Source organism: Streptomyces barringtoniae (assembly GCF_020819595.1).
GTDB lineage: Bacteria > Actinomycetota > Actinomycetes > Streptomycetales > Streptomycetaceae > Streptomyces > Streptomyces barringtoniae.
Genome location: NZ_JAJHNP010000021.1, coordinates 64523 through 89359, shown reverse-complemented (window position 1 = coordinate 89359; position 24837 = coordinate 64523). Strand labels below are relative to the sequence as shown.

Genomic DNA, 24837 nt, shown 5'->3' with positions numbered 1-24837 from the left:
GCGGGTAGGCCGGAGGCGTCCGTCCAAGAGGGCGGGGGGAGCTCACGGCCGGCGGGTGCGGGTGCAGGTGCGTCGTGGCCGGCCGCGCAGTCCCAAGCGCCCCTTCGCGGCGCGTGTCCTCGCCCGCCCCGCTCACTCCGCCAGAAGCTCCCGCAGTTCAGCCACAACCGCCTGCTCGTCGGTACCGTCCAGCGCCCCGAGCGCCGCGCGCCAGGCGTCGTACGCCTCCGCCCGCCGTCCGCGTGCGCTCAGCAGCAGCCCGTGCTGGTGCCGGGCGAGGCCGCCCATGTAGCAGTCGGCGCGGGCGTCGGCCCGGTGCAGCAGCTCGGCGCACTCGCGGCCGGCTCTTTCGGTGTCCCCCAGCTGCCGCAGCGCGCGGACCAGGCCGAGCCGGGTCTGGGACTCGCCGTGCCAGTCGCCGTGGCCGCCGAGGATGCGCAGGCTCTCCTCGAAGTGCTCCGCGGCAGCGGCAGGTTCGCCCAGGGTGAGATGGGCGTAGCCGATGTTGCAGTGCGCCGAGTGCTGCACGATGACCGCGCCGATCGCGTCCCCGATCGCCAGCGAGCGCCGGTGCTGCTCGATCGCGGCACGCGGGTCGGTGTGCTCGTAGAGGTTGCCGAGATGGCTGTGGGTGACGGCCTCTCCGTAGGGGTCGTTCAGCCGGCGCGAGTACGCGAGGCTCTGCCGCAGCGCCTCCCCGGACTCCGCGAACCGCCCGAGCCCCTCCAGCAGCAGCCCCCGGTTGTTCAGGGAGCGCCGGATCCTGGAGACGACACCGAGCCGCCGCCAGATCTCCAGGGACTGGTCGGTGAGGGCGAGTGCGTCCTTCTGGCGGCCGGTCAGAAAGTGCAGGGCCGCCAGGTCGCCGAGGGCGTACGCCTCGGCCGCCGCGTCCCCGAGCCGCCGCGCCGCCCCGAGCGCGGCCCGCCCCAGCACCTCCATCTCGGCGACCCGGCCGCCGCGCTGGACGTAGGGGAAGAGCAGCCGTGCGAGCGTCGAGAGGTGCGCGGCCCGGCCCGGGTCGGACGTGTCCGCGTTGCGTGACACCAGCGCGACGACGTTCTCCAGCTCCACCTCGCCCCAGCCGAAGGCCTGCTCGGTGGACTCGAAGGACGCCAGCGCGGCCAAGTCGGCCGCGTGCTCCGGCGGCTGCGCGGAGGTGGGCCGGCGCCGGTCCTCCTGGTCGATCCCGGGCTCCACGATCGCCTCCAGCAGCCGTTCGGCGACGGCGGCGTACCAGCGGAGGGCGACCAGGTCGGGGACCGGCGCGGCGGCGAGACCACTCCGGCGATCGACCTTCCCCTGCGGGCGCGGACTCTGCTCGGCGTCCGTATCCGTGTCCGTGTCCGTGTCCCGAAGGTCGCTCGGCGCGCCCGTGCCGGCGTCCTTCCCCGTGTCCGCCAGTTCGCGGGCGAAGTCGCGGACCAGGTCGTGCGGGGCGTAGCGGCCGTAGGCGGTCTCCTCCAGGAGGGCGACGTCGACCAGGCGGTCCAGGGCTGCCTCCGCGCGCCGCGCGTCGGTGCCGGTGAGGCGGGCGATCAGCGGGGCGCCGTAGGTCGGCAGGTCCAGCGCGCCGATGCGGCGCAGCGCGAGAGCCGCGTCCCGGTCCGCCTCGCGCTCGGCTGCGGCGAGCGCGTCGTGGGCGACGGCCAGGGAACGCCGGACGCTCAGGTCGTCGTACTCGAGATGGCGCAAGCGGCCGCCGGTCTCCGCGAGTTGGCCCGCGAGCACATCCGGGGGGAGGGCGCGGCGGGCGGCGAGCCGGGCGGCCACGACGCGCAGCGCCAGCGGAAGCCGACCGGTCAGCTCGACCAGCGGGTGACCGGCGTCCAGCCCCTCGCGGCCGCTCACCGCGCGCAGCAGTGCCGCGCTGTCCTCGCCGGTCAGCGGAGCGAGCGGGAAGCGGCGGGCGCCGTCGAGGGCGGTCAGCGGTGACCGGCTGGTGACGATCACGGCGCAGCCGGGCCCGGCCGGCAGCAGGGGTCGTACCTGGGCCGCGTTCGCCGCGTCGTCCAGCACCAGCAGGACGCGGGCGGAGGCGAGCAGCGAGCGGAGCAACGCGGCTGCCGCGTCCGGGTGTTCGGGGATGCTGCGGGGCTCGGCCCCCAGGTCCCGGAGCAGCGCGGCCAGCGCCTGGGTGGAGCTGAGCGGGGCCATGCCGGGGGTGGCGCCGTGCAGGTTGACGTACAGCTGCCCATCGGTGAAACGATCCCGCAGCTCATGCGCCACAGCCAGGGCGAGCGCGCTCTTGCCGACGCCCGCCATGCCGCTGATCACGGCGATGGCCGGGGCCGGGGCGGGCGGCGCGGTGAGCGCGCGCCGCAGCTCGCGGCGGACATCGACGCGGCCGATGAAATGGGCCGGTGGCGGCGGGAGTTGGGCGGGGCGCGGAATCTGCCGGGCCTCCGGTGCGGCACCGCCCTCGTGCACGGCCGGCGTTTCGGCTTGCTCCTCGGCGGCGCTCACCGGGCTACCGGCGCCCGAGGGCTGTTGCCGGCGGTCGCTCCTCGCGCCCCACCGGCGGGCGTCACGCTCCCCCGCGGCCGCCTGCCGTTCCTCGTCGCTCCCCCGCAGCACCTCGACATGGGCCTCGCGGACCGATGGGCCGGGTTCGATGCCGAGTTCCTCGATCAGGCGGGCGCGCAGATCACGGTGGACGGCGAGGGCCTCGGCCTGACGGCCGGTGCGGAGCAGGGCGAGCATGAGCTGACGGTGGTAGGCCTCACGCAGCGGATACTCGGCGACCAGCGCCGCGAGCTCCGGTACGATCCCCGCCACCCGTGCGCCCCCCAGGGCGAGTTCGGCGTCGTAGCGCCACTCCAGCAGGAGCAGCCGGGCCTCCTCCAGGCGCTGCACCAGGGCATAACCGCCGAGATCGGCCGGGAGCCCGCTGAGCGGGGTGCCACGCCAGAGCGCGAGTGCGGCCGTACAGGCCCGTGCGACACCCGGCCAGTCCCGCCGGGCATGCGCGGCACGCGCCTCGGCGACCCGGGCGTCGAAGACATGCACGTCCAACTCACCCTGGTCCACGCGCAGCACGTAACCCGGCGGTACGGCCCTGAGCCGGTCGGGGTCGTCCAGGAGCCGGCGCAGCCGGGTGACGTGGTTGTGCAGGGACGCCTGCGCGGAGACGGGCGGCGCCCCGCCCCACAGGGCGTCCTTGAGCGACTCCACCGACACGACCCGGCCCGGCTCCAGCAGCAACGCGGCCAGCAGCGCGCGCACCTTGGGGCTGCCGATGGCGCGGACGTCGTTGTCGGTATCGGTGCCGTCGTGGGGAGAGTTGCCCGGCAGGACCCCGGAGGTGTCGTACGGGATCCCGAACGCCTGTCGGTCGTACAGGACCGGCGGTCCCAACAGTCCGAACCGCAGCTCGCACCGCCGCATCACGCCGCTCCACCGTCTTCCTGCGCGGTCGGGGTCGACCGTACTCCGCGACGAGCCTGCGCCCGCCGTTCCCTGGCGGAATTCCGCTCTGTCCACAACGGTTTCCCGCCACCTCCTGCCGACCGGACCTGCCCCGGACTGGCCCCGGATCAGCCTGTCCGACGGCCTGTTTCGGATACCGTCGGCGAATTCCAGCCAGCGGATCCGCCGTCTGCCGACGAACCGTTGGCCACATGTTAGCGATCCGTTGGTGAATCCTGATGTGATCATTTCCATCGGATCTGGCCCGACGGCGCGCGCGTATGTCGCGTAACTCGGGGGAGTGTCGCCGTAGGCCGGGTCCGGGGACGCAAGGGGCCCCGGTCGGCGGAGGTGAACGCCCGGGGCCCCGTCCCGTTCCTCGTCCCCGTCGGCCAAGCGATCGGCGCAGGCACCCGCGCCCCGGCTCCCCATCAACATCACTGCGGAGACGACGAACCCAGGCCGCCGACAAGGCCCCGCACACCGGCCGACCGACGAGGGCCCCGAACCTCAGCTCCTCACCGAAGTCCGGGCCTCAGCCACGGACAAAGGCCGCCAGCCTGAGATCCATGCAGAAGAACCGAGCCCGGCCCAGCGACGGTGGCTCCTACCCCAGGCCCCTGCCGGCGATCGAACCCACCCGCCGACGAAAGCCCCGGGCCCCTGCCGCTAGCGGCGAGCCCAGCCCCCGACAAGGCCACCGCACCTCAACCCACCGCCAGGCACCCTGGCCCACCGCCAGGCGCCCCGCACCTCAACCCACCCGCGAAGGCCCCGCTCAGATCACCGGCGGGCGTCCCAGCCGAGTGAGTCGCCACACCGTGCGCCAGTGCATGGGCCGGCGCTCACCGGCCGGTTTCCGCAGCCCTTCCACGAACCCGCCGAACCACGCCTTCAGCCCCGCCAGGGAGCGCGTGCGGGCGAGGGTGAGCAGCGTCCACACCCCGAGGTGCACGGGGATGAGCGGCAACGGCAGCCGGCGCCGGACGAGCCAGACGCGGTTGCGGGCGTTGACGCGGTAGTAGATGGCGTGCCGGGCCGGCGAGGTCTTGGGGTGCTGGAGCAGCAGCTCGGGGGCGTAGAGGATCTGCCAGCCGGCGTCGGCGGCGCGCCAGGCGAGGTCGGTCTCCTCGTGCGCGAAGAAGAACTCGGCGGGCCAGTCCCCCGTCTCGGCCAGCATCGCCATGCGCAGGGCGTGCCCGCCGCCGAGGAACCCGGTGACATGACCCCCGCGCATCGGATCGGACTTGCCCACGCGGGGCACGTGCCGCTGCTGGGTCTCGCCGTGCTCGTCGGCGATGCGGAAGCCGACGATGCCGAGGCGCGGGTCGGCGGCGTACAGGTCCCGTACGCGGCGCAGCACGTCGGCGTCGACGAGCAGGCCGTCGTCGTCCAGTTCCACGACGACGTCGACGTCGCCGTACTCCCGCAGGCGGGCGAGGGCGACGTTGCGGCCGCCCGGGCAGCCGAGGTTCTCCTCCACGTCGATGGTGGTGACCTCGCCGGGCAGGGAGAGCCGGCGGGCGAACTCGGGCAGCCGGCAGCCGTTGCCGACGATCACGATGCGGGCGGGGGCGAGGTCCTGTTTGGCCACGGACTCCAGCAGGGCGTCGACCTCGGCGGGCCGGTTGCCCATGGTCACCACGGCGACGGCGATCCTCGGCTCCACCACGTCCCTCACCCCATCCGGCCGACGGCGGCACCGCGCCCTGACCGCTGAGTGCCCACCGTTCACCAAGATGTTGCCTCAGGTCTGCGGGTTCACCCGACCCCGATTCACTTTGCGGCCCCTTTGCTGCGGTTTTGTCCGGGCGTTGGACGATCGGGGCCAGAACAGAGAAAACCCCAGGCCAGCTGACATCTGACCTGGGGTTCCGGTGGAGCCGCCTTCGGGATTCGAACCCGAGACCTACGCATTACGAGTGCGTTGCTCTGGCCATCTGAGCTAAGGCGGCGCGCCGTCCGCACTATGGTGCGATCGGCAACGTCGGTAAGTCTACACAGTTTCCGGGGGTGCTCCGACCATGCCCCGGAGGCGAGGGCTCCGGGGCGGGGCACAGGGGCTATGAGCAGCGCTTTCCCCCGATCGGCGGGGGGCCGCCGAGCAGGTAGGTGTTGATCGCCGTGTCGATGCAGGTGCTGCCGCGGCCGTAGGCGGTGTGGCCGTCGCCGACGTACGTCAGGAGGCGGCCCGAGGAGAGCTGGCGGGCCAGGGACTGGGCCCAGTGGTAGGGGGTCGCGGGGTCGCGGGTGGTGCCGACCACCACGATCGGCGCCGCGCCCTTCGCCTCGATGCGATGCGGCTCGCCCGTGGCCTTCACCGGCCAGTACGCGCAGTTCAGCGAGGCCCAGGCCAGGGCGTCACCGAAGACCGGGGATGCCTTCTCGAAGGTGGGCAGCGCCTTCTCGACCTGCTCGGGGCCGGTGAAGGCCGACGGCAGGTCCAGGCAGTTCACGGCCGCGTTGGCCATCATCAGGTTGCTGTAGTGACCGCTGGCGTCCCGCTCGTAGTAGCTGTCGGAGAGCGCGAGCAGGCCGGCGCCGTCGTTCTGCTTCATCGCCGAGGTCAGCGCCTCGCGCAGCTGCTCCCACGTGCCCTGGTCGTACATCGCCGCGATCACCCCGGTCGTGGCCAGCGCCTCGCCGAGCTTGCGGCCGTCCGCGTCGCCCGCCGGGATGGGGTGCGCGTCCAGCTTCCGGAAGAACGCCCTGAGGTGGTCCCCGACCTGCGCCGGCGTGGTGCTCCTGCTGCCGAGCGGGCAGTCGGAGTGCCGTACGCAGTCCTTCGCGAACGCCTGGAAGGCCGTCTCGAAGCCGGCCGTCTGGTCCAGGTTCATCTGCAGGGCGTCCAGGGACGGGTCCATCGCGCCGTCCAGGACCATCCGGCCGACCCGGTCCGGGAACAGGCCCGCGTACGTCGCCCCGAGGAACGTGCCGTACGACGCCCCCACGTAGTTGAGTTTCGGATCACCCAGCGCTGCCCGAAGGATGTCCATGTCGCGCGCCGCCTCGACGGTGGACACGTGCCTCAGCAGCCGCGCCGAGTGCGCCCCGCAGCTCTCCGCGAACTTCCTGTCCGCCGTGACCAGCGCGTTCCGCTCCTGCTGGTCGTCGGGGGTCAGGTCCGTCTGCGCGTACGTGTCCATCCGGTGGCCGTCGAGGCACTCCACGGGCTCGCTTCCGGCGACGCCCCGCGGGTCCACCGCGACCATGTCGTAGTGGGCACGGACGTCGGCCGGGTAGCCGATGCCCGCGTAGCTCTGGAGGTAGCCCACCGCCGAGCCGCCTGGGCCGCCCGGGTTGACCAGCAGCGAACCGAGCGGCTTGCCCTTGCCGGTGGCGAGCTTGCGGGCCACGGCCAGCCGGACGTCGCCCGCGCCGGGGTCGGCGTAGTCCAGCGGGGCCTTCATCGTCGCGCACTGGAAACCGGAGACACTGCAGCCGCGCCAGTGCAAGCGCTGTGAGTAGTACGCCGACAGCGTCGACGGCGTCGCACGCGGCAGCGCGGCCAGCACCGCGTCCACCCCACCCCCCGCCGACGTGGTGGAGCTCCCGGAGGAGCAGGCGGACACGAGCAGGGTGGCGGCCGTGAACAGGGCGGCCGTGAGGCGGGCCGTCGTCCGGGTGCGGGCGCCCCGGGTCCGGCGGAGGGAGGGCCTGGTGTGCATCAGGCGAGCGTAACGCTGTGCGATGACACGGACGCGATGCGTGCGCATTGTGGCCTCGTACGAGGGACAACGGCGGCGGCTTCTTACCTGTGACATCGTCGGTCGGCCTCCCGCTTCGGTGTCCCGGGTCCGCCCGCGCCGCTCAGCCCGCCCTCAGCGCCATCGTCATCGCCTCCACCGCCAGCAGCGGGGCCACGTTGCGGTCGAGGGCCTCGCGGCAGGCGGCGATCGCCTCGATGCGGCGCAGTGTGGACTCCGCGGTGCTGCCGCGGGCCAGCCGCTCCAGGGCGTCCTCGGCGTCGCCGTTGGCGATCGCCACGCGGGAGCCGAGCTGGAGGGCGAGGACGTCGCGGTAGAAGGCGGTGAGGTCGCCGAGGGCGATGTCCAGGCTGTCGCGCTGCGTGCGGGTTCTGCGGCGCTTCTGCATGTCCTCGAGGTCCTTCATCACGCCCGCCGTACCGCGCGGCAGCCGGCCGCCCTGGGCAGCGCCCAGCGCCGCCTTCAGCTCCTCGGTCTCCTTGCCGTCCATCTCCTCGGCGAGCTGCTTGGCGTCCTCTGCGGCCGCGTCGACCAGTTCCTGGGCGGCCCTGAGGCAGGCGCCCACCTCGTCGAGGCGCAGGGGCAGCCTGAGGACGGCCGCGCGGCGCTCGCGGGCCGCCGAATCGGTGGCCAGGCGCCGGGCGCGGTCGACGTGTCCCTGGGTGGCGCGGGCGGCGGCCGCCGCGACCTCGGGTTGGATGCCGTCGCGCCGGACGAGCATGTCGGCGACCGCGTCCACGGACGGCGTGCGCAGGTTCAGGTGGCGGCAGCGGGAGCGGATCGTCGGCAGGACGTCCTCGATGGAGGGGGCGCACAGCAGCCAGACCGTACGGGGGGCGGGTTCCTCCACCGCCTTGAGGACGGCGTTGGCCGACTTCTCGTTCAGCCGCTCGGCGTCCTCGACCAGGATGATCTGCCAGCGGCCGTTCGCCGGGGCGGTGAACGACTTGCGGACCGTGTCCCGCATGTCCCTCACCAGGATCTCGGAGCCCACCGCGGCCACCGTGGTGACATCCGCGTGGGTGCCGAGCAGCGCGGTGTGGCAGCCGTCGCAGAAGCCGCAGCCGGGGGTTCCGCCGAGGGCGCGGTCGGGGCTGACGCACTGCAGGGCCGCGGCGAAGGCCCTGGCCGCCTGGTTCCGGCCCGCTCCGGGCGGGCCCGTGAACAGCCAGGCGTGCGTCATCTTCGACGCCTCGGGCAGCGGCTCGTCGGCCGCGGCGGCCGTGACGAGGGCGTCGGCGTCCCGCGCGGCCGCGTCGAGCACCGCGCTCACCTTCTCCTGCCCGACGAGGTCGTCCCATACGGTCATGGGTCACGCCGCCCTTCCGTCACTCTCCGCGTACTGGAATCCATTGTGCGGGTGGGCACTGACAACGCGGTCCGCGTGCGCGTCGACGGACGGTGGGAACGGCGAGGGCGGCGCCGGCCGGTGCACGACCCACGCCGCCCCTCTGTCCGCCGCACCGGGCGTACCGGACGTCAGCCGCGCCGGCCCCGGCCCCTGCGGCCCTGCTCCTCGTCGTGGTCGCCGGCCTGCCGCTCGTCGTACGACCCCAGCAGTTCGTCCGCCAGCGACGGCAGGTCGTCCAGCGGGGTCTCCTCGGCCCAGTCGGGACGCGGCCGGCGGCGAGGGGCGCCGTCGGCGTCGATCTGCGGCATCTCGCGTGTACGGTCCTCGGTGCCGTCGGGGCCCGCGGCGGACCGCTCGTCCCGGAAGAAGCCGGACGGCAGCCGGTCCACCGGTCCGTCGTCCCGCACGGGCGGCAGTACGGCCGTCTCGTCCGCCGCACCCGGAACCACCGGCGGCAGCACCGCCGTCTCGTCCGCCGCACCCGGAACCTGGGGCAGCACCGCCGTCTCGTCCGCGGCGCCCGGAGCCTCCGGAGGCTGCGGCAGCTCGGCGGTCACCTCGGAGTCCGGGTGGGAGGCGTCGTGAGCCCTGGCGTCCTTGGCGCCCTTGGCGTTCTCGGCGGAGTCGCCCCGCTCCTCGCGCACCGGACGCAGCACCGCCGTCTCGTCCGTGCCCGGCTCGCGCGTGCCCGGCTCGCCCCGGTGCGGAGACACCGCCGGAGTGGGAACCGTCGCCACGTCCGGGGCCGGACCCGGCGCGGCCGGCAGGGGCGTGCTGGACCGGCGGGCCGCCGTGTCGGCCGCCGCCGCTGCCTCGGCCGCCTGCCTTCGGGCCTCCTCGGCGCGCAGCAGCGCCTCCTCGGCCTTGCGCTGCTGCTCCAGACGCCGCGCTTCCTCTTCCGCGCGCAGCCGGGCCTGCCGGGCCTCCTCCTCGGCGCGCAGCCGGGCCTCCTCCTCGGCCTGCCTGCGGCGCCGCTCCTCCTCGGCCCTGCGGCGGGCCTCCTCCTCGGCGCGGGCCTTCTCCTCGGCGAGGAGGCGCTGCCGCTCCTCCTCCGCGCGCCGGGCCGCCTCCGCCGCCCGCTGCCGGGCCTCCTCGGCCTGCCGTTCGGCCTCGCGGCGCTGCGCCTCCTCCAGCTCGCGGCGCTTGCGCTCCTCCTCCTCGGCGCGCAGCCGGGCCAGCTCCTCCTGGCGCTCGCGCTCCAGGCGCTCCTCCTCGGCCTTGCGCGCGGCCTCTTCCTCGGCCTTGCGGCGGGCCTCCTCCTCGGCCTTCTTCCGCGCCTCCTCCTGGGCCTTGATCTCGGCCTCGGACAGGGGCAGCACGGTGTCGAGCCGGTGCCGGATCACCGTCGTGACGGCCTCGGGCTCCTGACCGGCGTCCACGACCAGGTAGCGGCCGGGGTCTGCGGCGGCCAGCGTGAGGAACCCGGACCGCACGCGTGCGTGGAACTCCGCCGGCTCCGACTCCAGCCGGTCCGGCGCCTCGGTGAACCGCTCCCGGGCGGTCTCCGGGGAGACGTCCAGCAGGACGGTGAGGTGCGGGACGAGCCCGTTGGTCGCCCAGCGGTTGATACGGGCGATCTCGGTCGGGGACAGATCGCGGCCGGCGCCCTGGTAGGCGACCGACGAGTCGATGTAGCGGTCGGAGATGACCACCGCGCCGCGCTCCAGGGCGGGCCGTACGACGGTGTCCACGTGCTCGGCCCGGTCGGCGGCGTACAGCAGCGCCTCCGCGCGGTGGGACAGGCCCGCCGAGGAGACGTCCAGCAGGATCGAGCGCAGCCGCTTGCCGACGGGCGTGGCCCCCGGCTCGCGGGTGAGCACGACCTCGTGGCCCTTGCCGCGGATCCACTCGGCGAGGGCCTCGGCCTGGGTGGACTTGCCGGCGCCGTCGCCGCCCTCCAGGGCGATGAAGAAGCCGCCCGACGCCGGTGCCTCGACCGGGTCGTCGCCGCCGAGCAGCGCGTCCTTGAGGTCCTGGCGCAGCGGGATGCCGGAGCGGTCGTCGACCTTGGCGAGCACCAGGGCCGCGACCGGCAGCAGCAGCGCGCCGACCAGCATGAGCGTGAAGGAGGCGCCGCCGTGCGCGAAGACGAACTTGCCGTTCTCCAGCCGGTGCCGGCCGATGAGCCCGGCGACGACGGGCGCGATCAGGGCGCCGAGCGCTATGAAGACCCGGACGACCGCGTGCAGGTGCTCGGTGACGCGCGCCCGGCGGTAGTCCTCGGTCTCCTGGTCGAGCAGGGCGTGCCCGGTGTTCGCGGCCACCCCCGCGGTGACACCGGCCAGGGTGACGATCAGCAGCACCGTGGTGACGTCCGGGACCAGCCCGGCGGCCAGCAGGGCGATGCCGGTGAAGGCGATCGCGAGGGCGAGCAGCCGACGGCGCGAGAGCGAGGGCAGCAGCGCGGGCGCCGTACGGATGCCGACCGCGACACCGCCGGTCAGGCCGAGCACCAGCAGGCCGTACAGGACCGGGCCGCCGCCCAGGTCGGTGGCGTGCAGCACGCACACCGCGACGGCCGCCGCGATGGCCCCGGCCACGGCCGCGCAAGCCGGGACGAGCAGCGGGATCGCGCCCGTGCGGCCCTTGTCGACACCGGTGCCGGTGCGCGGGCGGCGCAGGCCCTCCAGCGGGGAGCGCGCTCGGGGGGTGCGGACCTCGGGCAGCTCCAGGAAGGTCAGCACGGACAGGGAGGCGGCGAACAGGCCGGCCGCCACGTACGAGGCGAGGGCCGCTTGGTGCTGGTCGAACCAGGCGACGCCGGTGCCCAGCAGGTTGTTGAGCAGGCCGGCCACGACCAGCGCGGCGGCCGCCAGCGGGACGGCCAGGAAGGTGGTGCGCAGCGAGAGGCGGCGCAGGGCGTCCATGTGGTCCGGAAGCGGCCGTACGGTGGCGCCCTCCGGGGGCGGGCCCGGCAGCAGGGCCGGGGCGGCGCTCTCCCGGCACACCGTCCACAGGCGCTCGGCGACGCCGGTGACGAAGGCAGTGACCAGCAGGACGGCCAGCGCGTTGTCCGGGGTCCAGTCGATCCACAGGGGCGCGACGATCAGCAGCGCGGCGCGCACGCCGTCGGCGCCGACCATGGTCCAACGGCGGTCGAGCGGGCCCTCCTGGGCGGTGAGCGTGGTCAGCGGGCCGAGGAGGACCGCGCCGAACAGCAGCGCGGCGAGGACGCGCGCCGCGAAGACCATCGCCACTGCGAACGCCACACCCCGGTACCCACCGCCGAACGCGCCCTGGCCGATCGCCGCCTGAAGGGCGAGGACGACCAGGACGAGGAGGGCGAGGGTGTCGCCGACACCACTCACCAGCTGCGCGCTCCACAGGCGCCTCAGCTGCGGTCGGCGCAGCAGGGAACGGACGGCGCGCTCGCGGGAGTCCGCGACCAGGGCGTCGTCCGGGGCTGCGGTGGGGGCCGTAGGCTGCTCGGCTCGCGTCATGCGTTCAGCCTATCGGCAGCCACCGACAGCACACCCCGCCTCTCCTGGCATGGGCACGCCCCGACATCAAAGTGATGCCGGGGCGTTCGCATCGCGAAGCCTGGAAGGCGCCGAAGGCGGGTCGGCCCCGGGGCCGGAAGCGCTGTGCCGGGCGCCGTACGCACCCATGCGCCGCGCGCCGGCCGCGACCCGCCGGAGGCGTCAGTCCTCCGCGCCGGAAGACGTGGCCTTGGAAGCGGTCGCCTTCTTGGCGGTCGTCTTCTTCGCCGTGGTCTTCTTCGCGGCCGCGGTCGTCTTCTTCGCCGCCGTCTTCTTGGCGGCGGTCTTCTTCGCCGGGGCCGCCTTCTTCGCCGGAGCCTTCTTCGCGGTCTTCTTGGCGGGCCCCTTCGCACGCTTCTCGGCGAGCAGTTCGAAGCCGCGCTCCGGGGTGATCGCCTCGACGCTGTCGCCGGAGCGCAGGGTCGCGTTGGTCTCGCCGTCGGTGACGTACGGGCCGAAGCGGCCGTCCTTGACCACGACCGGCTTGCCGGAGACCGGGTCGGCGCCCAGCTCCTTCAGCGGCGGCTTGGCGGCGGCCCGACCGCGCTGCTTCGGCTGGGCGTAGATCGCCTGGGCCTCCTCCAGCGTGATCGTGAAGAGCTGGTCCTCGGACTGCAGCGAGCGCGAGTCCGTGCCCTTCTTCAGATACGGCCCGTAGCGGCCGTTCTGCGCGGTGATCTCCTGGCCGTCGGCGTCGGTGCCGACGATGCGCGGCAGCGACATCAGCTTCAGGGCGTCGTCGAGCGTGACCGTGTCGAGCGACATCGACTTGAACAGCGAGGCCGTGCGCGGCTTGACCGCGTTCTTGCCGGTCTTCGGGGTGCCCTCGGGGAGGACCTCGGTGACGTACGGGCCGTAGCGGCCGGCCTTGGCGACGATCGCGTGGCCGGTGGCCGGGTCGGTGCCCAGCTCGAAGTCGCCGCTGGGCTTGGCCAGCAGCTCCTCGGCCAGCTCGACGCTCAGCTCGTCCGGCGCCAGGTCGTCCGGGATGTCGGCGCGCTGGTGCTGCTCGGTGTCCTTCTCGCCGCGCTCGATGTACGGGCCGTAGCGGCCGACGCGGAGCACGATGCCGTTGCCCACGGGGAACGACGACACCTCGCGCGCGTCGATCGCGCCCAGGTCGGTCACCAGCTCCTTGAGGCCGCCGAGGTGGTCCCCGTCGCCGTTGCCGGCGTCGGCCGCGCCGCCCGTGGCGGTGCCCTCTCCGAAGTAGAAGCGCTTCAGCCACGGCACGGCCTGCGCCTCGCCGGCCGCGATGCGGTCGAGGTCGTCCTCCATCTTGGCGGTGAAGTCGTAGTCGACGAGCCGCCCGAAGTGCTTCTCCAGGAGGTTGACGACGGCGAAGGAGAGGAAGGACGGGACGAGGGCGGTGCCCTTCTTGAAGACGTACCCGCGGTCGAGGATCGTGCCGATGATCGACGCGTACGTCGACGGGCGGCCGATCTCGCGCTCTTCCAGCTCCTTGACCAGGGAGGCCTCGGTGTAGCGGGCCGGGGGCTTGGTGGCGTGGCCGTCGACCGTGATCTCCTCGGCGGACAGCGCGTCGCCCTGGGCGACCTGCGGCAGCCGGCGCTCGCGGTCGTCCAGCTCGGCGTTCGGGTCGTCGGCGCCCTCGACGTAGGCCTTCAGGAAGCCGTGGAAGGTGATCGTCTTGCCGGAGGCGCTGAACTCGACGTCCCGGCCGTCGGCGGCGGCACCGCCGATCTTCACGGTCACGGAGTTACCGGTCGCGTCCTTCATCTGGGAGGCGACGGTCCGCATCCAGATCAGCTCGTAGAGCCTGAACTGGTCGCCGCTCAGGCCGGTCTCGGCGGGGGTGCGGAAACGATCACCCGAGGGGCGGATCGCCTCGTGGGCCTCCTGCGCGTTCTTGACCTTGGCGGCGTAGGTGCGCGGCTGCGGGGGCAGGTAGTCGGCGCCGTACAGCTGCGTGACCTGGGCGCGGGCGGCCGCGATCGCGGTGTCGCTCAGCGTCGTGGAGTCCGTACGCATGTACGTGATGTAGCCGTTCTCGTACAGCTTCTGCGCGATCTGCATGGTCGCCTTCGCGCCGAAGCCGAGCTTGCGGCTGGCCTCCTGCTGCAGCGTCGTCGTACGGAACGGGGCGTACGGCGAGCGGCGGTACGGCTTGGACTCGACGGACCGCACCGAGAACCGCGTGGTCTCCAGGGCGGCGGCGAGGGCGCGGGCGGTCGCCTCGTCGAGGTGGAGGGTGTTCTCGCTCTTGAGCTGTCCCAGGGAGTCGAAGTCGCGGCCCTGCGCGATCCGCCGGCCGTCGACGGTCTGCAGGCGGGCGACCAGCGACGACGGGTCCGAGGAGTCTCCCGCGCGGCCGGTCGCGAAGGTGCCCGTCAGGTCCCAGTACTCGGCAGAACGGAAGGCGATGCGCTCGCGTTCCCGCTCGACGACGAGACGGGTCGCGACGGACTGGACACGGCCGGCCGACAGCCGGGGCATGACCTTCTTCCACAGCACCGGCGAGACCTCGTAGCCGTAGAGGCGGTCGAGGATGCGGCGGGTCTCCTGGGCGTCGACCAGCTTCTGGTTGAGCTGGCGCGGGTTGGCGACGGCCTCGCGGATCGCGTCCTTGGTGATCTCGTGGAAGACCATCCGCTTGACCGGGATCTTCGGCTTGAGGACCTCCTGGAGGTGCCAGGCGATGGCCTCGCCCTCCCGGTCCTCATCGGTGGCGAGGAAGAGCTCGTCGGAGTCCTTCAGCAGGTCCTTGAGCTTCTTGACCTGCGCCTTCTTGTCGGCGTTGACCACATAGATCGGCTGGAAGTCATGGTCGACGTCCACACCGAGGCGGCGGACCTCGCCGGTGTACTTCTCGGGCACCTCCGCGGCGCCGTTGGGGAGGTCGCGGATGTGCCCGACGCTCGCTTCGACGACATAGCCGGGGCCGAGGTAGCCCTTGATCGTCTTCGCCTTGGCAGGCGACTCGACGATGACGAGTCGGCGGCCGCCCTGTGCGGTCTCGCTGGTCGGGGACAACTTCGCTCTTCTCTCCGGTCGACGCTGGGGGCTCCCCAGGGCTTGTTCCCGGGGTCGCGGCGTACTGCTGGCACGTGTGACGCTGCGGAGTGTGACGGTACATCCCGCCCCCGTGTCAAACGGGAAAAGCCCACAACGGCCACTCGAACGGTAACCCGACTACCGCCATTCCTGCCGCCCGGACTACCGGGTACCCACTCGAGGCATGTCCGGAGCGTGATGCTCCCCTTACTCCTGCGCCACTCTTCCCCGGCGCGCCCGCCGACGTCAGAGGCGGGTCAGGCAGTAGATGCCGAGGGCCAGCGCGACCGTCCCGGCCACGCTCGCGAGGGCCGCCGATGCGACCTGGTTCACACCGTGGGCGACCGGTTCGCGGCGCCTGAGGCGGGCGCCGGTCCAGGCCAGGAGGGCGCCTCCGAACAGGGCGAACACCATTCCCGCGAAGATCGCCGGCCCGCTCTCCATCCCCCACCCACCTCTTCCGTGCCGTCCGGCTCCGCCCGCGCCGGGAGACTGGCACGCGCGGGAGGCGGAGGGGGAACGGGCGGGCGACATCGGGGTGAACGGGAGGCCGACGTGACATCGAACACATGGCCGAACATCGCGGGGATGGCCGTCGCACCCATATTTTTCCGGCCGTTTTCCCGGCATCGGCGCGTCACGGCTCCCGCCGCCGGTCAGCACCGGGCAGCGCACCGGCCCGTGCCCTCGGCATACGACGATGATCCGGACGCGGCCACGAAGGCACCGGGGGACGGCTACGACCGCACCGGTACCGGGCGTACCTCAGGCGACCCAGGCCGCCCTGGCCCGCGGCGGGCCGGAGACACCGCCGTACCCCTGGCCCGCGGCGGGCCGGAGAGACCGCCGTACCCCTGTCGCACTCCGCACCGGCCGCGTACTCCCGTCGCACGCCGCACAGGCCGCCGTACCCTCGTCGCACGCCGGACCAGCCGCCGTACCCCTGCCGTTCCGCCCGGCGCGCCCGGCGCGGCTCAGTGCGCCGGGTCGAGGAAGCCCTGCTCCACCAGCAGGCGGATCTGCGCGGGCGTCCGGTCCCGGAGCACCACCGGGTCCTCGTTCATGAGCTGGGCGATGGCGTCCAGGATGCGGCCCGCGCTCAGCGTGCCGTCGCAGACGCCCGCGAACCCGGCGCCGACCGTGTCCACCTTGGTGGCCCGGCGCATCCCGCGGTGCTGGCGCAGCACCACATGCTCCGGGTCCTCGGCGCCGGGCAGCCCGACCTGCTCCTGGACCACCTCGGCGGCGAGCCTGAAGTGGCTGTCGAGGAGCGCCGCGTCGTCGTGCTCCCGGAGATAGTCCAGACGCTCGAAGTGCGCCCGGATCGTCTCCCCGAGGGGCTGCTCGACCGGATGCGGCCACTCCTCCACCGTGACGACGGGCTCGGTGGAACCCGTCCGGCGCAGGGTGATCCAGCCGAAGCCGACCGCCTTGACCTTGCGCGCCTCGAACTCGTCGAGCCAGGCGTCGTACCGCGCCTGGTAGTCCGCCAGGTCCCCGCGGTGGTCACCGGCGTCCCTCAGCCACAGCTCGGCGTACTGCGTGACGTCCTGCACCTCGCGCTGCACGATCCAGGCATCGCACCCGCGTGGCACCCACGACCTGAGTCTGTCCTGCCAGTCCTCCCCCGCTACGTGCTGCCAGTTGGCGAGGAACTGCGCGAACCCGCCCTCGTTCAGCCGTTCCCCCGCCTGCTGAACGAGCGAGCGGCACAGATCGTCCCCGCCCATGCCACCGTCCCGGTACGTGAGGCGCGCTCCGGGCGAGATGACGAAGGGCGGGTTGGAGACGATCAGGTCGAAGGTCTCGTCGTCCCGGACCGGTTCGAACAGCGAACCCTCGCGCAGGTCGGCGGCGGGGGCGGCGGAGAGCGCGAGCGTGAGCGCGGTGATGTGCAGTGCGCGCGGGTTGAGGTCGGTCGCCGTCACGCGCGTGGCGTGCTGGGCGGCGTGCAGCGCCTGGATGCCGGAGCCGGTGCCGAGGTCCAGGGCGGACGCGACCGGCGTACGGACGGTGATGCCGGCGAGGGTCGTGGAGGCGCCGCCCACGCCCAGGACCACACCCTCGTCGCGCTGCCCGATGCCACCGGCCCCGCCGACGGCGCAGCCCAGGTCGGAGACGATGAACCAGTCCTCGCCACCCGGACCGCCGTAGGGCCGTACGTCCACGGTGGCGGCCACCTCGTCGCCGCCCACGCGCGTGAGCCACCCGGCCTCCAGCGCCTCCCCGGCCGGCAGAACGGCCGCCACGCGCGCGTGCGGCACCGGCTGCTGGAGCAGGAACAGCCGTACGAGCGTCTCCAGCGGCGTGTCGCCACGGGTCGCCCTCAGGGCGGGCACGGTCTCGCTGCGGGCCAGCGCCGCGTACGCGGGGGCGCCGAGCAGGTCCAGCAGCCCGTCGGCGGTGAAGGAGGCGGCCAGCAGCGCGTCACGCAGGCGCGCGGCGATGTCGGGCCGGTCGGAAGCGGGCAGGGAAGCGAGTCCGGAGTCAGTCACGCCCCCATTGTGGCCCGCGGCACGTTCCGTACGCGGCCTCAGCACGCCTCACCGGCACGGGCCCGGCCACGGCCCGTCGGTCAGCCCGCCGACGGCGAGGAGGAGGACGACGAAGCCGTGGCCGCGACCTTCTTGCAGCTGGCCTGCTGGGCGATGGCGTTCTTCACGTCGCCCTGCTGGAGCTTCTCCAGCGCGTCGGTCCCGCTCTTGTGCTGCTTCTCCAGGTCCGTCATCTGCACCGCGATGTCATGCAGACCCGAGGCGAACTTCGCCTGGTCCTTGGTGTTCAGCGCGTCGACCTGCTTCTTCAGGTCGGCGTAGGAGGCGGAGAGGCCGTTGAAGCTCTTCACGACGTCCTGGAGCCGCTTGGCGCCGTCCTGGACACCGGGAGGCGCGCCCGCGTTGCTGACGGCCGTGGCTATCGCCTTGTAGCCGTCGGCCATGTCCTGGAAGGCCTTCGAGTCCGTCTTCTGGAGGGTCTCGGGCTTGGCGGTGTCGGCGGCCGTCGTACTGATCGCCGCGTTCGCCGCCTTGATCTTCGCGTCCTGCGCGGGCACCGCGTCGCACACCGACTTGGCCCAGGCGACCAGCTTGGGGTCGGGTCCCTTGTCACCGCCGCTGCTGGTGCATCCCGACAGCGCCACCACCAGTACCGCACCGCCGGACAGTGCGGCCGCGAGCTTCTTGTTCACCGGATTGGTCCCTTCCATGGCTCTCGGCCCACGGACCCTACACGGCGGACCCGCACCCTCCGCACCCCGAACGCTCCCTAAGGCGCCCTTTGTGACTCTTCGCACCATGAGAGAGAAGGCTCACCACGTGGGCGAGCCCACAAGCGGGCCCTCAAGGGACCCCACGGAAACGACCCCGCACACCACCCCCGGACGGCCCCGCAGACGGCAGTGGGCGGACGGTGCGCCAACACGCGCCGTCCGCCCGCCCGTTGAGCAGGGCTCCTCGAAGAGACAGGGCTTCCGGTTACGAAACCACCGCCGTGTTCGCCGAGTTGGAGACCCGCTCGGTGTTCTCGTCGTCGCCGACGGCGATGCCGCGCCGCTTGGAGACGTACACGGAGACGACGATCACCAAGAGCGCGAGGACCGCGATCGCGATCCGTACACCCAGGTTCTTGTCGTTGCCGTAGGAGAACTTGATGACCGCTGGCGCGATGAGCAGCGAGACCAGGTTCATGACCTTCAGCAGCGGGTTGATCGCCGGTCCCGCGGTGTCCTTGAAGGGGTCGCCGACCGTGTCGCCGATCACCGTGGCGGCGTGGGCCTCGCTGCCCTTGCCGCCGTGGTGGCCGTCCTCCACCAGTTTCTTGGCGTTGTCCCAGGCGCCGCCGGAGTTGGCGAGGAACACCGCCATCAGCGTGCCCGCGCCGATCGCGCCGGCGAGGTAGGAGCCGAGCGAGCCGACGCCGAGCGTGAACCCGACGAAGATCGGCGCCATGACGGCGAGCAGACCTGGCGTGGCCAGCTCCCGCAGGGCGTCCTTGGTGCAGATGTCGACGACCTTGCCGTACTCGGGCTTCTCGGTGAAGTCCATGATCCCGGGCTTCTCGCGGAACTGCCGCCGCACCTCGAACACCACCGAACCCGCCGAACGCGACACGGCGTTGATGGCCAGTCCGGAGAAGAGGAAGACGACCGCGGCGCCCGCGATGAGGCCGACGAGGTTGTTGGGCTGGGAGATGTCCAGGGACAGACTCATCGGCGCGCCCGGCCCGGTGAGTTTCGCCCCGACGTCCTGCACGTTGGTGGTGATCGCGTCGCGGTACGACCCGAACAGCGCCGACGCGGCGAGGACGGCGGTGGCGATGGCGATGCCCTTGGTGATGGCCTTGGTGGTGTTGCCGACCGCGTCCAGGTTGGTGAGCACCTGCGCGCCCGCGCCCTCGACGTCGCCGGACATCTCGGCGATGCCCTGCGCGTTGTCGGAGACCGGCCCGAAGGTGTCCATGGCGACGATCACGCCGACCGTGGTGAGCAGGCCGGTGCCGGCCAGCGCGACCGCGAACAGCGCGAGCATGATCGACGTACCGCCGAGCAGGAACGCGCCGTACACGCCGAGCCCGATGAGCAGCGCGGTGTAGACGGCGGATTCCAGGCCGACCGAGATGCCGGACAGGACGACGGTGGCCGGTCCGGTGAGGGAGGTCTTGCCGATGTCCCGGACCGGGCGGCGGTTGGTCTCGGTGAAGTAGCCGGTCAGCTGCTGGATGACGGCGGCCAGCAGGATGCCGATCGCCACCGCGACCAGGGCGAGGAGCCGCGGGTCGCCGGCCTTGCCTCTGATCGCCGCGTCCGTCACGCCGTGCAGAGCGGAGTACTTCGAGGGCAGGTAGACGAAGACCGCGATCGCGACCAGCACCAGCGAGATCACCGCGGAGATGAAGAAGCCGCGGTTGATCGCCGTCATGCCGCTGCGGTCGGCCCGCCGCGGGGCGACCGCGAAGATGCCGATCATCGCGGTGACGACACCGATCGCGGGCACGAGCAGCGGGAAGGCGAGTCCCGAGTTGCCGAAGGCGACCTTCCCGAGGATCAGGGCGGCCACCAGGGTCACGGCGTACGACTCGAAGAGGTCGGCCGCCATGCCCGCGCAGTCGCCGACGTTGTCGCCCACGTTGTCGGCGATGGTCGCGGCATTGCGCGGATCGTCCTCCGGAATGCCCTGTTCGACCTTGCCGACCAGGTCGGCGCCGACGTCGGCGGCCTTGGTGAAGATGCCGCCGCCCACACGCATGAACATGGCGATCAGGGCGGCGCCGAGGCCGAAGCCCTCCAGCACCTTCGGCGCATCGGCCGCGTACACCAGCACCACGCAGGAGGCGCCCAGCAGGCCGAGCCCCACCGTGAACATGCCGACGACGCCGCCCGTGCGAAATGCGATCTTCATCGCGGTGTGAGAGACGGTGGTGAGATCCTTTTGCGGTTCGCCAGGTCCCGGGGTGGCTTCCCGGGCCGCCGCGGCGACCCGCACATTGCTGCGCACGGCGAGCCACATGCCGATATAGCCGGTGGCCGCCGAGAACGCCGCACCGATCAGGAAGAACACCGATCGCCCGGCACGCTGATTCCAGTCGTCCGCGGGCAGCAGCAGGAGCAGGAAGAAGACCACCACGGCGAATGCGCCGAGCGTGCGCAACTGCCGCGCGAGATACGCCTTCGCGCCTTCCTGGACCGCCTCGGCGATCCGCTTCATGCTGTCGGTGCCCTCGCCCGCGGCCAGCACTTGGCGCACCAGGATCCCCGCGACCACCAGTGCGGCCAGCGCGACCACCGCGATGACGGCCACGATGATCCGGTTGTCACCGGTCAGGACTGCGGCTGCGAGGGATGTGGGATGACCCGATTGAGGGGTAGAAAGCCCCGCCATTCGTCCTCCTTGACGCTTGGGCTGAGCTCAAGATGTGGGGATTCTAGGTACCTCAGTGTGATCTAAACAGGGCGCGGTAAACGGAATTCGCCTCCGCCGACCCATCAGTAAATGATCGAGATCCCGCCCGACCACCCGAATGGAGTAACGCCCTCAGGGCATTTTTAATGATCGTGAATTAATTCACGAATTCCGGAGGGGGCGCATACGTGCTGGAAAAACACCGAGGGCCCTGCTCGGCAGGGCCCTCGTGACGTGGTGCGGAAGCGGTCGGATTGCGGAAGCGGTCAGACCAGCGCCGTGGCCGGCGGGGTGGTCGGCCAGGTCATGCGGATCCGGCCGCCGTCGTGTCCGGTGGTGACCTGGACGTCGTCGACGAGGCCGCTGATGACCGCGAGGCCCATCTCGTCCTCCTCGACCTCCGCCTCGCCATCCTGCGTGGCGCCGGGCGTGTCGCCCGGGGCGGCGTGCGGCGCCTCGTCGCCGACCTCGATGGAGAACTGTTTCTCCTCTTCGATCAGCGCCACCTTCACCGGCGCGCTGATGCCGCTGCTCTGGTGCAGTCCGACGGCGCGGGAGCAGGCCTCGCCGACGGCGAGCCGCAGCTCGTCGAGGACGGCCTCGTCCACTCCGGCCCTGCGTGCCACCGCGGCCGCCACCAACCGGGCGGTCCGGACGTGCTCGGGCAGCGCGCTGAAGCGGAGTTCGACGATGGCCATGCATCCCCCTCGCGACTACGGGCGTGCGGTCGGGGGCGGGGCCGCCGAGAGCCCGCACCCCCTGATGTGCTTCTGTGCCCCGGGCCGCTCCAGGCCCCGGGACGGACCCGGTCGACGCACCGGCCGCGAACGCGGCGGACCGGACGCCACCGGCCGGCGTCCGGGCTCCGACGGGAGCCCGGCGCCGGTGACCGGTCCAGGGTCAGTCGGTGGCCGCCACCGCTTCCTCGACCGAGGTGTGGATCGGGAACACCTTGGTGAGGCCGGTGATACGGAAGATCTTGAGAATGCGCTCCTGGTTGCACACCAGGCGCAGCGAGCCCTCATGGGCACGCACTCGCTTCAGGCCGCCGACCAGCACGCCGAGCCCGGTGGAGTCGAGGAAGTCCACGCCCTCCATGTCAACGACGAGGTGGAAATTCCCGTCGTTCACCAGCTCGACCAGCTGCTCGCGCAGCTTGGGCGCGGTGTATACATCGATTTCGCCACCGACCTCGACGACCGTACGATCGCCGACGGTACGGGTCGACAGGGACAGGTCCACGGATCCTCCAGCACCTTGCTATCGAGCGGTCGCCCTTAAGGACACCTCGGCTTGCGGCCCCAGGGACGCAACGCCAGCCGCGATGGCATTCAATCACTTACCGGCAGGCGTGCACGACGCCTTGACTCCATTGTCCGTCACGCCAGTGACACACTCGGTGCCGATGGCCAAGAATCACCGATCCGATCGATCCCCGGCGGACCCGGCGTCCCGCCCGTCTCCGGGCGCGGTCCTGGACCGGCTCGCCTCCGGGCCGAGCCGGTCTGCGCGCATCACTCATACGGAGCACTTGCCCCCGCGCGCGGGCCGCCATGCCGTCTGGCCTGACCGAATCCGGTCCGAGGTGATCGCGGCCGTCCAGGCGTGCGGCATCGAACACCCCTGGGCGCACCAGGCACTGGCCGCCGAGCACGCCCTGGACGGCGACTCGGTGGTCGTCGCCACCGGAACCGCCTCCGGAAAATCCCTCGCGTACCTCGTGCCCGTCCTGTCCACCCTCATGGACGGCTCCGAGGCTCCGAACGGCCGAGGGGCCACCGCGCTGTACCTCGCCCCCACCAAGGCGCTCGCGGCGGATCAGTGCCGGTCGGTGAAGGAACTTTCACAACCGCTCGGCACCTCGGTACGCCCGGCCGTGTACGACGGCGACACCCCGTTCGAGGAACGGGAGTGGATCCGCCAGTACGCCAACTACGTCCTCACCAACCCCGACATGCTGCACCTCGGGATACTCCCCTCCCATCCGCGCTGGTCCTCCTTCCTGAAGTCCCTCAAGTACGTCGTCATCGACGAGTGCCACACCTACCGGGGCGTCTTCGGCTCGCACGTCGCCCAGGTGCTGCGCCGCCTGCGCCGCCTGTGCGCCCGCTACGGCGCCTCGCCCGTCTTCCTGCTCGCCTCCGCCACCGCCGCCGAGCCCGCCGTAGCCGCCCGCCGGCTGACCGGCCTGCCCGTGCTCGAGGTCGCCGACGACGCCTCCCCACGCGGAGAGCTGGTCTTCGCCCTGTGGGAGCCCCCGCTCACCGAGATGCACGGCGAGAGGGGCGCACCCGTACGGCGTACCGCCACCGCCGAGACAGCCGATCTGCTGACCGACCTCACCGTGCAGGGCGTGCGCTCGGTCGCCTTCGTACGGTCCCGGCGCGGCGCCGAGCTGATCTCGGTGATCGCCCAGGAGAAGCTGGCCGAGGTCGACCGCTCCCTGATCCGGCGTGTCGCGGCCTACCGCGGCGGCTACCTCCCCGAGGAGCGCCGTGCCCTGGAACGCGCCCTGCACTCCGGCGAACTCCTCGGCCTGGCCGCCACGACGGCCCTGGAGCTCGGTGTGGACGTCTCCGGCCTGGACGCGGTGGTCATCGCCGGCTACCCGGGCACGCGTGCCTCCCTGTGGCAGCAGGCGGGCCGCGCGGGCCGCTCCGGGCAGGGCGCGCTCGCCGTGCTGGTGGCCCGCGACGACCCGCTGGACACCTTCCTGGTCCACCACCCCGAAGCTCTGTTCGACCAGCCGGTGGAGTCCACCGTCCTCGACCCGGACAACCCCTACGTCCTCGCCCCGCACCTGTGTGCCGCCGCCGCGGAACTCCCGCTGACCGAGGAGGACCTGGACCTCTTCGGCCCCGCCTGCGCGGACGTGCTGCCGCAGCTGGAGGCCGCGAAGCTGCTGCGCCGGCGGACGAAGGCCTGGCACTGGACGCGCCGGGAGCGGGCCGCCGACCTGACCGACATCCGCGGCGCGGGCGGGCGCCCGGTGCAGGTCGTCGAGTCCGGCACCGGCCGCCTGCTCGGCACGGTCGACGCGGGCGCCGCCCACTCCACGGTCCACGAGGGCGCGGTCCACCTCCATCAGGGCCGCAGCTACCTGGTACGCCAGCTGGACCTGGAGGACTCCGTCGCCCTGGTCGAGCAGGCGGACCCGCCGTACTCCACGGTCGCCCGCGACACCACGTCGATCTCCATACTGGAGACGGACACCGAGATCCCCTGGGGCACGGGCCGCCTCTGCTACGGCTCGGTCGAGGTCACCAACCAGGTGGTCTCCTACCTCCGCAGACGCCTCATGACCGGCGAAGTTCTCGGCGAGACCAAACTCGACCTCCCTCCTCGTACGCTGCGCACGCGCGCGGTGTGGTGGACCGTCACCGAGGACCAGCTGGACGAGGCCCGGATCAGCCCGGAGATCCTCGGCGGCTCCCTGCACGCCGCCGAGCACGCCTCCATCGGCCTCCTCCCGCTCTTCGCGACCTGCGACCGCTGGGACATCGGCGGCGTCTCCATCCCGCTGCACCCGGACACCCTGCTGCCGACGGTCTTCGTGTACGACGGCCACCCCGGCGGCGCGGGCTTCGCCGAGCGCGCCTTCCACACCGCCCGGACCTGGCTCACCGCCACCCGTGAGGCCATCGCCTCCTGCGAGTGCGAGGCCGGCTGCCCGTCCTGCATCCAGTCCCCCAAGTGCGGCAACGGCAACGACCCGCTGCACAAGAGGGGGGCGGTACGGCTTCTCACGGTGCTGTTGCGGGGGGCGCCGCAGGAGAAGCCGGGTGAACGGCCGGTTGCGGAGTCGGTTCCGGGCGAGCCGACAGCGGGGCAGGTGGGGCCGGTTCCGGGAGAACAGCCGAGAGCGGGGCAGGTGGGGCCGGCTCCGGGCGGACAGCCGACGGTGGAGCCGGTTCCGGGAGAAGGGCCGGCGGACGAGTCGGCTCCGGGGGCGGCACCGCGGCGTTGAGCGTGTGCGGCGC

At 72.6% G+C, this 24837-nt stretch carries 13 protein-coding genes and 1 tRNA gene; 1 reads left to right on the top strand and 13 read right to left on the bottom strand.

The window, feature by feature from the left end; genetic code table 11:
• Window positions 1-132: 132 nt before the first annotated feature.
• The 13 genes from LMU33_RS31545 to bldG form a co-directional block, all read right to left on the bottom strand.
• On the bottom strand, window positions 133-3387 hold the full coding sequence (locus LMU33_RS31545) for an AfsR/SARP family transcriptional regulator (protein ID WP_228624193.1): 3255 nt from the start codon (window positions 3385-3387) through the stop codon (window positions 133-135).
• Window positions 3388-4186: 799 nt separating this feature from the next.
• Complete coding sequence (locus LMU33_RS31540) at window positions 4187-5080, bottom strand: glycosyltransferase family 2 protein (protein ID WP_228624192.1); 894 nt, start codon at window positions 5078-5080, stop codon at window positions 4187-4189.
• Between the two features lie 206 nt (window positions 5081-5286).
• Window positions 5287-5363, bottom strand: a tRNA-Thr gene (locus LMU33_RS31535).
• Window positions 5364-5471: 108 nt separating this feature from the next.
• Window positions 5472-7076, bottom strand: coding sequence for an alpha/beta hydrolase (locus LMU33_RS31530; RefSeq protein ID WP_228624191.1), 1605 nt, complete (start codon window positions 7074-7076; stop codon window positions 5472-5474).
• Window positions 7077-7218: 142 nt separating this feature from the next.
• Window positions 7219-8424, bottom strand: coding sequence for a DNA polymerase III subunit delta' (locus LMU33_RS31525; RefSeq protein WP_228624190.1), 1206 nt, complete (start codon window positions 8422-8424; stop codon window positions 7219-7221).
• 170 nt (window positions 8425-8594) lie between these two features.
• Window positions 8595-11906, bottom strand: coding sequence for a dTMP kinase (gene tmk / locus LMU33_RS31520; RefSeq protein WP_228624189.1), 3312 nt, complete (start codon window positions 11904-11906; stop codon window positions 8595-8597).
• A gap of 201 nt (window positions 11907-12107) precedes the next feature.
• On the bottom strand, window positions 12108-14939 hold the full coding sequence (gene topA, locus LMU33_RS31515) for a type I DNA topoisomerase (protein WP_228624188.1): 2832 nt from the start codon (window positions 14937-14939) through the stop codon (window positions 12108-12110).
• A 267-nt stretch (window positions 14940-15206) separates the two neighbouring features.
• Complete coding sequence (locus tag LMU33_RS31510; RefSeq protein ID WP_228624187.1) at window positions 15207-15404, bottom strand: hypothetical protein; 198 nt, start codon at window positions 15402-15404, stop codon at window positions 15207-15209.
• A gap of 530 nt (window positions 15405-15934) precedes the next feature.
• Window positions 15935-17455 (bottom strand): N5-glutamine methyltransferase family protein, encoded by a 1521-nt coding sequence (locus tag LMU33_RS31505; RefSeq protein WP_228624186.1) that lies wholly within the window; start codon window positions 17453-17455, stop codon window positions 15935-15937.
• Between the two features lie 80 nt (window positions 17456-17535).
• A complete protein-coding gene (locus LMU33_RS31500; protein ID WP_228624185.1) occupies window positions 17536-18165 on the bottom strand; it encodes a small secreted protein in 630 nt (209 codons plus the stop codon).
• A gap of 268 nt (window positions 18166-18433) precedes the next feature.
• On the bottom strand, window positions 18434-20836 hold the full coding sequence (locus tag LMU33_RS31495) for a sodium-translocating pyrophosphatase (RefSeq protein ID WP_228624184.1): 2403 nt from the start codon (window positions 20834-20836) through the stop codon (window positions 18434-18436).
• 287 nt (window positions 20837-21123) lie between these two features.
• Complete coding sequence (locus LMU33_RS31490) at window positions 21124-21555, bottom strand: ATP-binding protein (RefSeq protein WP_228624183.1); 432 nt, start codon at window positions 21553-21555, stop codon at window positions 21124-21126.
• 202 nt (window positions 21556-21757) lie between these two features.
• A complete protein-coding gene (bldG, locus tag LMU33_RS31485; protein ID WP_010986038.1) occupies window positions 21758-22099 on the bottom strand; it encodes an anti-sigma factor antagonist BldG in 342 nt (113 codons plus the stop codon).
• 82 nt (window positions 22100-22181) lie between these two features.
• Here bldG and sftH point away from each other — a divergent pair, with 82 nt between their 5' ends.
• Window positions 22182-24824, top strand: a complete 2643-nt coding sequence (gene sftH / locus LMU33_RS31480; RefSeq protein WP_228624182.1) for a DEAD/DEAH box helicase — start codon at window positions 22182-22184, stop codon at window positions 24822-24824.
• Window positions 24825-24837: the final 13 nt, after the last annotated feature.